The sequence below is a fragment of the Microbacterium sp. K24 genome (assembly GCF_004794465.1).
Lineage (GTDB): Bacteria > Actinomycetota > Actinomycetes > Actinomycetales > Microbacteriaceae > Microbacterium.
This window is the reverse complement of record NZ_SSDJ01000141.1, coordinates 1-15,317: the sequence shown is the minus strand read 5'-3', so window position 1 is coordinate 15,317 and position 15,317 is coordinate 1. Positions and strand designations below refer to the sequence as shown.

Here is a 15,317-nt window from a genome sequence, read left to right as displayed (position 1 = left end):
GGGAAGGATGCCGGCATGCCCGCACCTCACGTCGACCTCCGCGATCTGATGCAGATCACGGATGCCGGTGGGTACGCGCGCGGGCTCGCGTACTTCCGTGAGGGCAACGTCGTCGATCTCGACTGGGATGAGGATCAGCAGCAGCTCGAAGGCCATGTGAAAGGCAGCCGCGACGCGCTCTACCTCGTCGAGGTCGGGTTCGTGGCGTCGAACGGCAAGAGCCACGTCCGCTCGACCCGATGCTCGTGCCCGGTGCGATCGGGATGCAAGCACGTCGTGGCCGCGCTGCTCGCCTCCAATGTGCACGAGTACGCGCAACAGGCCGGGGCGAGGGTCGCAGAGCCCGTCGCCGAGGCTCCCGCAGCCGTCCGCCCCGCACCGCCCTCCTGGCGCGCGCTCATCGACCCGGCTGTCGCCGCGCAGGTGCAGCCGCTGGCGCTCGGGGTCGAGCTCCGGCACCGTGAACCGCGCGGCGACAATCATTGGGCACCTCGCGCGGTGCGACCCGCGACGCCCAGAGACCTCGCCCGAGCGACCGGCGAGCTGCTTCTGGCGATCCGCCCCCTGATGCGGAGCCATCAGACCGGGGCATGGATCCAGGGGCATGCCGGCTGGGACGTGGTGCGTCGGGACTCCGCGCAGTTCGGACGTGCGCAGAACCGCTGGTTCGGCGACCTGCTCAGCATCTCGCGCGATTCGCTGCTCTCGGGCAACTCGGGAGACTGGCTGGTGGTGGATCAGATCGAGTCCGGGCTGCTCTGGGGGCATCTCCGAGCGGGTGCGGCCCTCGGCATCCCGCTGGTGGCGAGCCAGAGGAACGCGACCGTGCATCTCGCCGAAGCCGCGGAACTCTCGGCGACGATCACGCGCGCGGAGGACGGCGCGCTGACGGTCTCCGCCGCCGCCACGATCGACGGGCAGGAGGTGGCGCCGGCCGCCGTGCATCCGATCGGACGCTCGGGCGTCTACTCGGCCGTGTTGATCGGCAGCCGGATGCAGATCACTCTCGCGGAGACGCCGCTCAGCGAGCAGATGCGCGCCCTGCTGGAAGCGCGGGATGCCATCGTCGTGCCGCCGCAGGAGGAGGAGGCGTTCGTCACCGATGCCTACCCGCTGCTCGCGCGACGCACGGCTGTGCAGACGGTCGGCGATGTGTCGCTGCCGGCGATCCCCGCTCCCGAGCCCGTCCTGCACGTCGCCTTCGAGCGCGGCGACGTCGTCAGCTACTCGTTCCTGTGGGCCTATCGCGGCTTCGGAACGGTGCCGTTCGCCGCCGGCTCCGGTGCCGTGCGCGATCCCGAGGCGGAGGCGGTGCGTCGCTCCGAGCTCGAGGCCGTGTGGCAGGAGCACACGACGAAGCGGTTCACGCCGTCGGGCTCGTTCCACGACATCGACGCCGCGGCGTTCGTCGCGCAGATCGTGCCGGCGTTCGAAGCCGTGGGCGTCACGGTCGAGACGACGGGAACCCGCAAGGAGTACCGCGAGCTCACCGGTGCACCCGAGGTCACCGTCTCGACCGTCGAGACGACGGATGCCGACTGGTTCGATCTCGGCATCATCGTGCGGATCGACGGCAGGAGCATCCCGTTCGGTCCGCTGTTCACCGCGCTCAGCCGCGGCAAGAAGAAGCTCCTCCTGTCCGACGGCGGCTATTTCACGCTCAGTCACCCCGCTCTGGACCGTCTGCGGGAACTGATCGACGAGGCCGGCGAACTCGCCGAATGGGAGACCGGCCCGCGCATCAGCCGCTATCAGACCGACCTCTGGGAGGAGTTCGAGGATCTCGCCGACGAGGCGCAGCCGGCGGTGAGCTGGCGCTCGACGGCAGAGGGTCTCCGTCAGGCCACCGGTGTCCCCGAGACGGCCGTGCCTGCGGGTCTTCGTGCGGAGCTGCGTCCGTACCAGAAAGCCGGATTCGATTGGCTGGCCTTCCTGTGGAAGCACCGGCTCGGCGGAATCCTCGCCGACGACATGGGGCTCGGCAAGACACTGCAGCTGCTGACCTTCATGCAGCACACGCGAGACGCGGGGGAGACCCGGCCGTTCCTCGTGCTGGCTCCGACCTCGGTGCTCGGCACGTGGAAGACGGAGGCCGCGCGGTTCACCCCCGACCTCCGGGTGGCCATCGTCGACACCACGAGCGGCACGCGCCGCGGGAGTCTGGCCTCGGCTGCGGCATCCGTCGACGTCGTGGTGAGCTCGTACACCGTGGCCCGACTCGATGAGAAGGAGTTCGGCACGGTCGAGTGGGCGGGCCTCGTCCTCGATGAGGCCCAGTTCGTCAAGAACCCGAAGACGAAGCTCCATCGGGCGATCGCGACGTTCCACGCCGATGTCACCTACGCGGTCACCGGAACGCCGATGGAGAACAGCCTCTCCGATCTGTGGTCGCTGCTGAAGCTCGCGGCCCCGGGTCTGTTCCCCTCCGCGCGGAAGTTCCGCGATCGCTACATCCAGCCGATCGAGAAGGGCAAGGTCCCCGAGAACGAGGAGGGCGGCGAGTACCGTCAGCGCCGTCTCGCGCAGCTCCGCCGCCGCATCCGCCCGTTGATGCTGAGGCGCACGAAAGAGCTCGTCGCCGCCGATCTGCCGCCCAAGCAGGAGCAGGTGCTCGAGGTCGAGCTCAGCGCCGCTCATCGGTCGCTCTACGACGTGGTGCTGCAGCGCGAGCGGCAGAAGGTGCTCGGCCTGATCGACGATCTCGACCGCAATCGCTTCATCGTCTTCCGCTCCCTGACGCTGCTGCGCATGCTGAGCCTCGCTCCCGGCCTCGTCGACGAGGAAGACGCCGACATCGGATCGAGCAAGCTGGACGTGCTCCTGGAGAGGGTCGCCGAGCTGCGGGCCGAAGGCCACCGGGCCCTGGTGTTCAGCCAGTTCACCTCGTTCCTCGACCTCGCCGCCGCGCGCCTCGATGCCGCCGGCATCCCGTACGCGCATCTCGACGGATCGACGCGTCGTCGGCAGGATGTCGTCGACGGTTTCCGGGCCGGCGAGCAGGTGGTCTTCCTGATCAGCCTGAAGGCCGGTGGCTTCGGACTGACCCTGACCGAGGCGGACTACGTCTTCCTGCTCGATCCGTGGTGGAACCCCGCCGCAGAGGCGCAGGCGATCGACCGCACCCACCGCATCGGTCAGACCAATCAGGTCTTCGTCTATCGAATGATCTCGGCAGGCACGATCGAGGAGAAGGTGCGCGAGCTGCAGCAGCGCAAGGCGCGTCTGTTCACCGCCGTCATGGATGATGACGAGCTGTTCGCGCAGTCGCTGACCGCCGATGACATCCGCGGACTGTTCGACGACTAGCGCGGTGGGGGCGTCGTCTGCTCCGGCGCCGTGAACAGGACGGCATCGGGCATGGCCGCCGCGACGGCGGGCTTCAGCTCCTGGCGACGGCGGTTCCTGGCGACGAGCCAGACCACAGCGGCGATGACGGCGGCGATCAGCACGAGCCAGGGGAGACCCACGCCGACGGCGATGAGCATCGCACCCCAGAACGCCCCGAAGCCGTTCCACCCCACGACCAGAGCCTCGCCGAAGTTCTGCGGAGCCGTCACCGGGGCGACGTACTCGGAGGAGAGATGGAGCGTGATGGTCGACATCGCGACCTGGTCCTCGAGGGCGCGGGACTGCGCCTCGAGGGATTCCAGCTCGGTCTGGCGCTCGGCGATCGCCGTCTCGAGCTCGATCAGGTCCGACGTCGCGGACGCCGTGCCGAGCCACTCCGTGTAGCGGGCGATCGAGGCACGGAGCGTCGTGATCCGTGCGGCGAGGTCGCGCTGGACCGAACCGACCTCGGTCGACTCGAGTGAGGTCTCCTTCACCTCGCCGAGGCTGCCGAGGTCGCTGCGGACCTCCTCGATCACGTCCGCGGGGATGCGCAGCGTGAGCTCGGCGCTCGCCTGACCGCCGTCCTCGGCAGAGCGCTCGGTGCGGCCGCTCACGCGTCCACCGGCATCCGACACGATCGTCGTGGCCTCTCCCGCAGCGGCGACGGGGTCGTCGGCGACGATCGAGATCCGGCCGGTGATTACGACAGCGGAGTCCTGATCCTCGCCCTCCGCAGCTGCCTCTGCATTCTGGGCCGGTGCCTCATCCACGCTCGTCGCGTCACTTCCTCCCGACCCCAGGGCAGAGCATCCGACGAGGCCGATGGCCGTGATCGATGCCACCGCGAGAACGGTCAGGAGTCTCCGTGTCGTGTTCATAGCGGCAGGTTAGTGAGGGGACTCCGGTGGGACGCCGGGAGTTCGGTCACGATCCGATCAGGGTTCCGTAACGACTGGGCAACGCCGTACGGCATGACCGACGACTCGGGTATTCACGGCCCGTCTCCGCCGGCGCCCAGGAGGCCCTCGGTAGAATCGGACGGTTCACTTTCGAGAGGAATGCAATGCGGATCACGGGACTCGGCCACGCCGGGATGTTCATCGAGACGCGGGGCGGCAACATCATCTGCGACCCCGTGCTCGGACCGTCCTTCTTCGGATCCTGGTTCCCGTTCCCCGACAACCGCGGGCTCGACTGGGAGCGCTTCGGCCGCGAGGCCGACTTCCTCTACATCTCGCATCGGCATCGCGACCACTTCGACCCGAAGCTCCTCGAGCGCTACATCCGCAAGGACATCGAAGTCCTGCTGCCGGAGTATCCGATCGACGACCTCGAGCAGGACATCCGCGCACTGGGCTACACGAATATCACCTACGCGCCGGCGGGACAGATCATCGAACGCGGTGACCTCAAGATCATGATCACCCCGCTGCGCGCCCCGAGTGACGGGCCGATCGGCGACTCGTCGCTCAGCGTCGACGACGGCACGGCCTCGGTGCTGAATCAGAACGACTCCCACCCGCTCGACCTCGAGAAGCTGCTGAGCTTCGGCAAGCCCGACGCCTACTTCACTCAGGTCTCCGGTGCGATCTGGTGGCCCATGGTCTACGACCTGCCGCTCGACGCCAAGCAGAACTTCGCGAAGCTCAAGCGCGACGCGCAGAACAAGCGCGCGATGTACTACATCGAGAAGGTCGACGCCACGCACGTCTTCCCGATGGCCGGTCCGCCGATGTTCCTGCGCGACGACCTGTTCGACTTCAACGGCGTCGGCAGGAACGGCGAGTCGATCTTCACCGACCAGAAGCAGTTCCTCGCGCACATGAAGGAGCTCGCCCCGCAGTACGACGGACACCTGTTCGTCCCGGGAACCGTGGTGACGGTCGAGGGCGCGTCCGTGAGCACGGAGCAGTCCCTCTACACCGAGGCCGAGATCGCGCACATCTTCGACGAGAAGTGGGACTACCTCGAGTCGCAGCGGGCGAGCCGACAGCAGGAGATCCACGACGAGGAGGCCTCTCGCGCCGAGATCATCCCGCCGGCGGAGATGCTCGAGACACTGAAGCAGTGGTGGGAGCCGCTGTTGAAGAAGTCGCGCACGATCCGCCTCGGCGTCGGCGGCAACGTGCGGTTCAAGATCGGCGACCTCGACATGGTCGTCGACTTCCCGCGCGCCAAGGTCCGAGAGTACGCGGGGGAGGAGTGCATCTACTGGTACACGATCCCCGCCGATCTCGTCTCCACGAACATCCGCGACCGCGAGATCGACTGGTCGAACTCGATCTTCCTCTCGATGCAGTTCCAGGTCGGCCGCAGCGGCAAGTTCAACGAGTTCCTCACGACGTTCCTGAAATGCCTCTCGGTAGACCGCATCGAGTACGTCGAGAACTGGTACCAGGAGCAGACCGACCAGACGGAGGATGCCGAGATCGGCGACTGGATCGTGCAGCGCCGGTGCCCGCATCTGCGCGCGGACCTCACGAAGACCGGCAAGGTCGACGAGGACGGCGTCCTCACCTGCAGCATGCACGACTGGAAGTGGGACCTGAAGACCGGCCGGTGCCTGTCGACGAGCGGTCACCCGATCCGGTCGACCAAGATCGACGACGTCACCGACCCGGTGCTGCAGGAGGCGAGCTGACCGGGCGGCGCCCGGCACTCCGATAGACTGAGCGGACAAGCAACCTTTAACACCGTCCTGTGAGGCGGAGAAGGGAGCGGCTGATGAGCACGCGCACTGTGCTGCACGAAGCCGACGTATCGCGGGCACTGACCCGCATCGCGCATGAGATCCTCGAATCGAATCGAGGGGCTGAGAACCTCGTCCTGCTGGGCATTCCGACCCGGGGCGTCACTCTCGCCCATCGCCTCGCGCGGCTGATCGGCGAGATCGCGCAGACCTCGGTCGCGGTCGGGGCCCTGGATGTCACGCTCTTCCGCGACGACCTCGCGAAGCACCCGACGCGGTCTCCGCATCCGACCGAGATCCCCGACGGGGGGATCGACGGCAAGACCGTCGTTCTCGTCGACGACGTGCTGTTCTCCGGCCGCAGCATCCGTGCCGCCCTCGATGCGATCCAGTCGATCGGCCGCCCCGCGGTCGTCCGCCTGGCCATCCTGGTCGACCGCGGTCACCGCGAGCTCCCGATCCGGCCCGACTTCATCGGCAAGAACATCCCCTCCGCCCGCACCGAACGGGTCAACGTGCGCCTCCTCGAGAACGACGGGGCCGAGGAGGTGACGATCGGAGAATGAGACACCTCCTCGACACCCGCACCCTCGCGAAGGCCGAAGCCCTCCGGATCCTCGACATCGCCGAGGACATGTCCGACACCCAGTCGCGTGAGGTCAAGAAGCTGCCGACGCTCCGCGGCAAGACGGTCGTGAACCTCTTCTTCGAGGACTCGACCCGCACGCGGATCTCGTTCGAGGCCGCGGCCAAGCGCCTCTCCGCCGACGTCATCAACTTCGCCGCCAAGGGGTCCAGCGTCTCCAAGGGTGAGAGCCTGAAGGACACGGCGCAGACCCTGGAGGCTATCGGCGCCGACGCGGTCGTGGTGCGGCATCCCGGCTCCGGCGCCCCGCAGACCCTCGCGACGAGCGGCTGGATCTCGGCCGGCGTGGTCAACGCCGGCGACGGCACGCACGAACATCCGACCCAGGCGCTGCTCGATGCCTTCACGATCCGCAAGCGCCGGTTCGGCGCCGACAGCCGGGGGCGCGATCTCGCCGGACTCCGCATCGTGATCGTCGGCGACGTGCTGCATTCGCGGGTGGCCCGCTCGAATGTCTGGCTGCTCACGACGCTCGGCGCCGAGGTCACGCTCGTCGCTCCTCCCACGCTCGTCCCGCAGAACGTGTCGCTCTGGCCGGTCCGCGTCGTCTACGACCTCGACGAGGCCCTCGCGGAAGGGCCGGATGCCGTGATGATGCTCCGGATCCAGCTGGAGCGGATGAATGCCGCGTATTTCCCGACTGAGCGGGAGTATTCGCGGCGCTGGGGTCTCGACGCACGGCGTGTGGCGGGCCTCCCGGACGGTAGCATTGTGATGCACCCCGGACCCATGAACCGCGGGCTGGAGATCTCCTCCGAAGCAGCCGATTCCGCCCGTTCCACGGTGCTGGAGCAGGTGACGAACGGAGTGTCCGTCCGCATGGCGGTGCTGTACCTGCTGCTGGCAGGAGAACGAGACGACGAACGAGGGGGAGACCTGTGAGCGAGACCCTCGTCATCACCGGTGCACGACTGCTCGGTGCGGACAGCGCCGACATCATCGTCGACGGCGGTGTCATCACCGAGATCGGCGCCGGCCTCAGCCGCGCGGGCGCGCGGGTCATCGACGCACAGGGACTGGTGGCCCTGCCCGGACTGGTCGACCTGCACACGCATCTGCGCGAGCCCGGCTACGAAGCGTCCGAGACGATCCTCACCGGCACCAGGGCCGCCGCGGCGGGCGGGTTCACCGCGGTCTTCGCGATGCCCAACACCTCTCCGGTGGCCGACACGGCGGGCGTGGTCGAGCAGGAGCTCGCCCTCGGCGAGGCCGCCGGCTACGCCACGGTGCAGCCGATCGGGGCGGTGACCGTCGGGCAGAAGGGCGAGCGCCTCGCCGAGCTGGGGGCGATGGCCACCTCGCGCGCGAAGGTCCGCGTCTTCAGCGACGACGGCTTCTGCGTGTTCGATCCGCTGATCATGCGCCGCGCCCTGGAGTACGTGAAGTCGTTCGACGGAGTGATCGCGCAGCATGCGCAGGACCCGCGTCTCACCGAGGGCGCTCAGATGAACGAGGGCACGGTGTCGGCCGAGCTCGGCCTGGCCGGCTGGCCCGCGGTGGCCGAGGAATCGATCATCGCCCGCGACGTGCTGCTGGCCGAGCACGTCGGTTCGCGTCTGCACGTCTGCCACCTCTCGACAGCCGGGTCCGTCGACATCATCCGCTGGGCCAAGAAGCGCGGCATCGCGGTCACCGCCGAGGTCACGCCGCACCACCTGCTGCTGACGGACGAGCTCGTGCGCGGGTACGACGCCCGCTACAAGGTGAATCCTCCGCTGCGTCGTCAGGAAGACGTCCTCGCCGTGCGCGAGGGACTCGCCGACGGCACGATCGACATCGTGGCGACCGACCACGCCCCGCACCCGAGCGAGCACAAGGCCTGTGAATGGCAGGCCGCGGCCAACGGCATGGTGGGCCTCGAGAGCGCTCTGCGCGTCGTGCATCAGTCCATGGTGCAGACCGGCCTCATCGGCTGGTCCGACGTCGCGCGGGTGATGAGCGCCGCTCCTGCCCGCATCGGGCGACTGGCCGGGCACGGAACGCCTCTCGAAGTCGGCAGCGCCGCCCAGATCACGCTCTACGACGCCTCGGTCGACGGCGTGTTCACCGAGGCCGACCTGCACGGCCGCAGCGTGAACTCGCCGTACCTCGGCCGCGCACTGCCCGGTCGCGTCGAGTTCACCGTGCACGGCGGCACGCTCACGGTCGACGGCGGAGCCGTGGTCGAGGAGCTGAACGCATGACCCGCGAACTCGCCATCACCGTGATGATCGCCCTCGCGGTGGTCGTCCTGCTCGCGATGTTCTTCGCGTGGCGACGACGTCTCCGCCGGGATTCCGGCCTCACCGCGCCCCTCGGCGTGCCGGAGCATGCCGAGGTCGTGCGACGAGACGAGGTGCTCTACGTCTCGACGACGCGCCACGACCAGCCGCTGGAGCGCCTCGCGGTCTCTCCGCTCACGTACCGCGCCCGCGGTGAGCTGGCGGTCACGGACCGTGGCGTCGCGCTCTGCCTCGACGGCTCGCCGACGGTCTTCCTGCCCTCCTCGCGTCTCGTGCAGGTCGACAGGGCCACTGTCACGATCGACCGGGTGGTCGAGCCCGGCGGTCTCATCCGCATCTCCTGGAGCACCGACGACGACACCGTCGTCGACTCCTACCTGCGCCTCGCGACGGGCGACCCGAAGAACCTCATCTCTGAACTGCAGCGGCTCGTGCCCGTCTCCGACGCCAGCGCCGCCCCCGACACAGGAGCCATACGATGACCTCCCTGCCCGAAACCGCCGTGCTCGTCCTCGAAGACGGCACCATCCACACCGGTCGCGCCTACGGCGCGCGTGGACGCACCCTCGGCGAGGTCGTCTTCGCCACCGGCATGTCCGGCTACCAGGAGACGATCACCGACCCGTCGTATGCCGGACAGATCGTGCTGCAGACCGCGCCGCACATCGGCAACACCGGCATGAACGACGAGGACGCCGAGTCCCGTCGCATCTGGGTCGCGGGCTACATCGTCCGCGATCCCTCCCGCGTCGTCTCGAACTGGCGCGCGAACGCCTCACTGGAGGAGATCCTCGTGCAGGACGGGATCGTCGGCATCAGCGGCATCGACACCCGCTCGATCACCCGTCACATCCGCTCCGCGGGCTCGATGCGCGGCGGCATCTTCTCGGGTGCGGACGCGACCCTCGACCCCGAGGAGCAGCTGCGCATCGTGCGCGAGGCACCCGCGATGGCCGGCCGCAACCTCTCCGCCGAGGTGTCGGTGGATGTCGCGACCGTGACGACGGCGATGGGGGAGCGGCTCGGCAACCTCGCCGTTCTCGACCTCGGTGTGAAGCAGGCGACGATCGACAACCTCGCGGCGCGAGGCTTCGAGGTGCATGTGCTCCCGCAGAACGTGACGATAGACGAGATCCGCTCCATCGATCCGGTCGCGGTGTTCTACTCCAACGGGCCCGGCGACCCCGCGGCATCCGGCGATCACGTCGAACTGCTGCGCTCCGTCCTCGACGACGGACTGCCGTTCTTCGGCATCTGCTTCGGCAACCAGCTGCTCGGCCGCGCCCTGGGGCTGGGCACCTACAAGCTGCCGTTCGGGCACCGTGGCATCAACCAGCCCGTGCTCGACAAGACCACCGGGCGGGTGGAGATCACCGCCCACAACCACGGCTTCGCCGTCGACGCTCCCCTCGAGGGCTCGTTCGACAGCCCCCACGGCTACGGCAAGGTCGAGGTCAGCCACGTCGGCCTCAACGACAACGTCGTGGAGGGTCTCCGGGCCCTCGACATCCCGGCGTTCTCGGTGCAGTACCACCCTGAGGCCGCCGCCGGCCCGCACGACGCCAACTACCTCTTCGATCGGTTCGCGACGATGGTCCGCGAGAACAAGGACAGCAAGTAATGCCCAAGCGCGACGACATCTCCTCCGTCCTCGTCATCGGCTCCGGCCCGATCGTGATCGGCCAGGCCTGCGAGTTCGACTACTCCGGCACCCAGGCGTGCCGCGTGCTCCGCGAGGAGGGTGTCCGGGTCATCCTGGTCAACTCCAACCCGGCCACGATCATGACCGACCCCGACTTCGCCGACGCGACGTACATCGAGCCGATCACCTGGCAGGTCATCGAGACGATCATCGCCAAGGAGCGCCCCGACGCGATCCTGCCGACACTCGGCGGGCAGACGGCGCTCAACGCGGCGATCGAGCTGCACAACCACGGGATCCTCGAGAAGTACGACGTCGAGCTGATCGGCGCGAGCTTCGAGGCGATCAACAAGGGCGAGGACCGTCAGATCTTCAAGCAGCTGGTGCTCGACGCCGGCGCCGACGTCGCCGACTCGCGGATCGCGCACACGATGGACGAGGTCCTCGCGGCCGCCGACGAGCTGGGCTACCCGCTCGTCGTGCGCCCCAGCTTCACGATGGGCGGCCTCGGTTCCGGCTTCGCGTACGACGAGAACGACCTCCGCCGCATCGCCGGCGCGGGCCTGCGCGACTCGCCGACCACCGAGGTGCTCCTGGAGGAGTCGATCCTCGGCTGGAAGGAGTACGAGCTCGAGCTCATGCGCGACACGGCCGACAACACGGTCGTCGTCTGCTCGATCGAGAACGTCGACCCCGTCGGCGTGCACACCGGCGACTCGATCACCGTGGCACCGGCGCTCACCCTGACGGATCGCGAGTACCAGAAGCTGCGCGACATCGGCATCGACATCATCCGCGCGGTGGGCGTCGACACGGGTGGCTGCAACATCCAGTTCGCGGTGAACCCCGAGAACGGGCGCATCATCGTGATCGAGATGAACCCGCGCGTCTCGCGTTCGAGCGCTCTCGCGTCGAAGGCCACCGGCTTCCCGATCGCGAAGCTGGCCGCGAAGCTCGCGCTCGGCTACCGCCTCGACGAGATCCCGAACGACATCACCGGAGTCACGCCGGCGAGCTTCGAGCCCACCCTCGACTACGTCGTGGTGAAGGTGCCGCGCTTCGCGTTCGAGAAGTTCCCCGCCGCGGATGCCACGCTCACCACGACCATGAAGTCGGTCGGCGAGGCGATGGCCATCGGCCGCAACTACGCCACCGCTCTGCAGAAGGCGCTCCGCTCGCTGGAGAAGCGCGGTTCGAGCTTCCACTGGGGCGCGGAGGATCGCACGGTCGACGAGCTCCTCGAGATCTCGAAGATCCCCACCGATGGCCGCATCGTCACCCTGCAGCAGGCGCTCCGCAAGGGCGCGACGGTCGAGCAGGCCTTCGACGCGACCGCGATCGACCCGTGGTTCATCGACCAGATCGTGCTGATCAACGAGGTCGCCGAGATCGTGCGCACCGCGCCCGAACTGGATGCCGCCACGCTGCGCTACGCGAAGGAGCACGGCTTCTCCGACGCCCAGCTCGCCCAGCTGCGCGGCACGACCGAGCCCGAGGTGCGCGGTGTGCGTCACGGTCTCGGCATCCGCCCGGTGTACAAGACGGTCGACACCTGCGCGGGGGAGTTCCCGGCTCTGACGCCGTACCACTACTCGAGCTACGACTTCGAGACCGAGGTCGCACCCTCCGAGCGCACCAAGGTCGTCATCATCGGCTCGGGTCCGAACCGCATCGGCCAGGGTGTCGAGTTCGACTACTCCTGCGTGCACGCCTCGTTCGCGCTGTCGGATGCGGGCTTCGAGACCGTCATGGTCAACTGCAACCCGGAGACGGTCTCGACCGACTACGACACCTCGGACCGCCTGTACTTCGAGCCGCTGACGCTCGAAGACGTGCTCGAGGTGCTCGACGCGGAGGCCGCCAGCGGCACGATCCTCGGCGTGGTCTGCCAGCTCGGCGGACAGACGCCGCTCGGACTCGCGAAGGGCATCGAGGCGGCCGGGTACACCGTGCTCGGCACCAGCCCCGCCGCGATCGACCTCGCCGAGGAGCGCGAGCTGTTCTCGCGCCTGCTCGACGACGCCGGCCTCATCGCTCCGCGCAACGGCACCGCGATCGACGTCGACGGTGCGGTGCGCATCGCCGAGGAGATCGGCTACCCGGTGCTCGTGCGTCCGAGCTTCGTGCTCGGCGGTCGCGGCATGGAGATCGTCTACGACACCGCGTCGCTGCGCGACTACTTCGTGCGCACGGCCGGGGAGGTCATCATCGAGGAGGGCAAGCCCCTGCTCGTCGACCGCTTCCTCGACGATGCGATCGAGCTCGACGTCGACGCGCTGTACGACGGCACCGACCTGTACATCGGCGGAGTGATGGAGCACCTCGAGGAGGCCGGGATCCACTCCGGGGACTCGAGCTGCACGCTTCCCCCGGTGTCGCTCGGCCGCTCCGACGTCGATCGCGTGCGCGAGGCCACCCTGGCCATCGCCGAAGGCGTCGGGGTACGCGGTCTGCTGAACGTGCAGTTCGCGATCAGCGCCGGTGTGCTCTACGTGATCGAGGCCAACCCGCGCGCGAGCCGTACCGTGCCCTTCGTGTCGAAGGCCCTCGGCATCCCGATGGCCAAGGCCGCGAGCCGCGTGATGACGGGCTCGACGATCGCCGAGCTGCGCGCCGAGGGCATGCTCCCGCAGCAGGACGGATCGCGCGTCCCGCTCGATGCCCCCGTCTCGGTGAAGGAGGCCGTGCTGCCGTTCAAGCGCTTCCGCACGGCGGACGGCAAGACGGTGGACTCGATCCTCGGGCCGGAGATGCGCTCCACGGGCGAGGTCATGGGCATCGACCGCGACTTCCCGACGGCATTCGCGAAGAGCCAGGCAGCCGCGTACGGCGGCATGCCCACGTCGGGCACCGTGTTCATCTCGGTGGCCGATTCCGACAAGCGCGCCGTGATCCTGCCCGCGCACCGCCTGCAGCAGCTCGGGTTCACGATCGTGGCGACCGAGGGCACCGCCGAGATCCTCTCGCGCAACGGCATCGCGGTGACGGTGGTCGAGAAGTACAGCGAGACGCAGGACTCCGGAGCCGAGAACATCGTCGACCTCATCAACGCGGGTGCGATCGACATCGTCGTGAACACGCCCTCCGGTGGTGCGGCGCGTGCGGACGGCTACGAGATCCGCGCAGCGGCCGTCGCGGCCGACAAGGCGCTCTTCACCACGATGGCGGTGCTGGGTGCGGCCGTGAGCGGAATGGATGCCGCGCACGAGGGCTTCCAGGTGAAGAGTCTGCAGGAGTACGCGATCGATCGGGCGGCAGCGCTGTGAGTCGGAGCTTCGGTGAGAGGGTCCGCGGGGCGCTGGACGCCCGCGGTCCCCTCTGCGTCGGCATCGACCCGCATGCCGAGCTGCTCGCCGCGTGGGGCCTCGGTGACGACGCCGCCGGGGTGCGCGAGTTCGGTCTGCGCACCGTCGACGCCGCCGCGGGACGCGTCGGCGTCGTGAAGCCGCAGGTCTCGTTCTTCGAGCGCTTCGGGTCGAAGGGCATCGCGGCGCTGGAGGACGTGCTCGCAGCGGCACGCGCCGCCGGGCTGCTCGTCATCGCCGACGCCAAGCGCGGCGACATCGGCTCGACCATGGACGACTACGCCCGCGCCTGGCTGACGCCCGGCGCCCCCCTCGAAGCGGATGCGCTCACGGTGAACCCGTTCCTGGGTGTCGGCGCGCTCGACGGCACGTTCGCCCTCGCGGCGAAGCACGACAAGGGCGTGTTCGTGCTCGCGGCGACCAGCAACCCCGAGGCCGAGAGCGTGCAGCGCGCGACCGGTGCCACCGGCCTGACGGTGTCGGCGGAGATCGTGGGCGAGGTGTCGGCGCGCAACGCGGGCCTGATCGAGCCCGGGGCATGGGGGAGCTTCGGATTCGTCATCGGTGCGACGGTCGACTGGGATCAGGCAGGCATCACGTCGTTCGGCCCGATCGCACCCATCCTGGCGCCCGGTTTCGGCACCCAGGGTGCGACCCCCGCCGACCTCCGCGCACGCTTCGGCTCGATGGCGGCTGCCGTGATCGCCAGCGAGAGCCGCAGCATCCTCTCCGCCGGTCCGGAGGGACTCGCCGCAGCCATCGAGGCACGGGTCGCCGAGTACCGGGAGGTCGTCGGTGTCTGAGCCGCGTCGGACCGTCCCCGAGGTCGACCGCGCAGCGGCTGCACGCCGAGCCGTGGAGCGTCGACGCGCCAGGGCATCGCTCAAGCGCGACCTCACCATGCGCGTCGTGACGCCGCAGACCGTTCTGCGCCGTGCGACCGCGGATGCCGAGTCGGTCGAAGGGTCGATGCGCATCACGGACTTCCTGCTCGCCCTCCCGGCCATCGGCGCCGGCAAGCGCGACCGGGTGCTGCAGGATCTGCACATCTCGCCGGTCAAGCGCCTCGGCGGTCTGGGGGCCCGTCAGCGCGTCGTGCTCGAAGAGTGGCTCGACACCCGGTTCCCGGTGCTCGAACCGCGGGATGCCCGCGGCAGGCTGCTCGTGCTGGCCGGGCCCACCGCGGTGGGCAAGGGCACCGTCGCGGCGCACATCCGCGAGCACAACCCCGAGATCCACCTCTCGGTGTCGGCGACGACCCGGCCGCCGCGTCCCGGCGAGGTCGACGGCGTGCACTACTACTTCGTCGACGACGCCGAGTTCGATCGACTGATCGCCGACGACGAGCTGCTCGAGTACGCCGTGGTGCACAACCGCTCCCGGTACGGCACTCCGCGGGCGCCGATCGACGCCGCCCTCGCCGACGGCAAGACCGTTCTCCTCGAGATCGATCTCCAGGGCGCGCGCCAGGTGCGGCGCGCCG

General features: G+C 68.9%; 11 protein-coding genes. 10 read left to right on the top strand and 1 reads right to left on the bottom strand.

The genetic code is table 11. The annotated features are described in order from the left end of the window. The first annotated feature begins 15 nt into the window (after positions 1–15). Positions 16–3,306 (top strand): DEAD/DEAH box helicase, encoded by a 3,291-nt coding sequence (locus tag DW306_RS16940; protein ID WP_240747242.1) that lies wholly within the window; start codon positions 16–18, stop codon positions 3,304–3,306. On the opposite strand, the gene DW306_RS16935 is transcribed toward DW306_RS16940, so the two are convergent. Next, positions 3,303–4,208, bottom strand: coding sequence for a DUF4349 domain-containing protein (locus tag DW306_RS16935; RefSeq protein ID WP_136056764.1), 906 nt, complete (start codon positions 4,206–4,208; stop codon positions 3,303–3,305). The genes DW306_RS16940 and DW306_RS16935 overlap by 4 nt on opposite strands. 185 nt (positions 4,209–4,393) lie before the next feature. Between DW306_RS16935 and DW306_RS16930 the strand changes: the two genes are divergently transcribed. The 9 genes from DW306_RS16930 to mihF all read left to right on the top strand — a co-directional run. Then, the gene (locus DW306_RS16930; protein WP_136056763.1) at positions 4,394–5,971 is read left to right on the top strand and encodes a Rieske 2Fe-2S domain-containing protein; all 1,578 of its coding nucleotides are present in this window, start codon (positions 4,394–4,396) and stop codon (positions 5,969–5,971) included. An 83-nt stretch (positions 5,972–6,054) separates the two neighbouring features. Next, positions 6,055–6,585, top strand: coding sequence for a bifunctional pyr operon transcriptional regulator/uracil phosphoribosyltransferase PyrR (pyrR, locus tag DW306_RS16925; protein WP_136056762.1), 531 nt, complete (start codon positions 6,055–6,057; stop codon positions 6,583–6,585). Continuing rightward, positions 6,582–7,547 carry an aspartate carbamoyltransferase catalytic subunit gene (locus DW306_RS16920; protein WP_136056761.1) on the top strand — a complete coding sequence of 322 codons (966 nt, stop codon included), beginning with the start codon at positions 6,582–6,584 and terminating at the stop codon, positions 7,545–7,547. The genes pyrR and DW306_RS16920 overlap by 4 nt, the downstream gene beginning before the upstream one ends. Beyond that, a complete protein-coding gene (locus tag DW306_RS16915) occupies positions 7,544–8,848 on the top strand; it encodes a dihydroorotase (protein ID WP_136056760.1) in 1,305 nt (434 codons plus the stop codon). Before DW306_RS16920 ends, DW306_RS16915 begins: the two co-directional genes overlap by 4 nt. Continuing rightward, a complete protein-coding gene (locus tag DW306_RS16910) occupies positions 8,845–9,369 on the top strand; it encodes a hypothetical protein (RefSeq protein ID WP_136056759.1) in 525 nt (174 codons plus the stop codon). Before DW306_RS16915 ends, DW306_RS16910 begins: the two co-directional genes overlap by 4 nt. Continuing rightward, positions 9,366–10,508: a glutamine-hydrolyzing carbamoyl-phosphate synthase small subunit gene (gene carA / locus DW306_RS16905; protein ID WP_136056758.1), complete on the top strand. Its 1,143-nt coding sequence runs from the start codon at positions 9,366–9,368 to the stop codon at positions 10,506–10,508. Before DW306_RS16910 ends, carA begins: the two co-directional genes overlap by 4 nt. Further along, positions 10,508–13,795 carry a carbamoyl-phosphate synthase large subunit gene (gene carB, locus DW306_RS16900; RefSeq protein WP_136056757.1) on the top strand — a complete coding sequence of 1,096 codons (3,288 nt, stop codon included), beginning with the start codon at positions 10,508–10,510 and terminating at the stop codon, positions 13,793–13,795. Before carA ends, carB begins: the two co-directional genes overlap by 1 nt. Beyond that, positions 13,792–14,637 carry an orotidine-5'-phosphate decarboxylase gene (gene pyrF, locus DW306_RS16895; protein WP_136056756.1) on the top strand — a complete coding sequence of 282 codons (846 nt, stop codon included), beginning with the start codon at positions 13,792–13,794 and terminating at the stop codon, positions 14,635–14,637. The genes carB and pyrF overlap by 4 nt, the downstream gene beginning before the upstream one ends. Beyond that, a partial coding sequence (mihF, locus tag DW306_RS16890; RefSeq protein ID WP_136056755.1) for an integration host factor, actinobacterial type occupies positions 14,630–15,317 on the top strand: 688 nt, incomplete at its 3' end. The genes pyrF and mihF, both read left to right, overlap by 8 nt.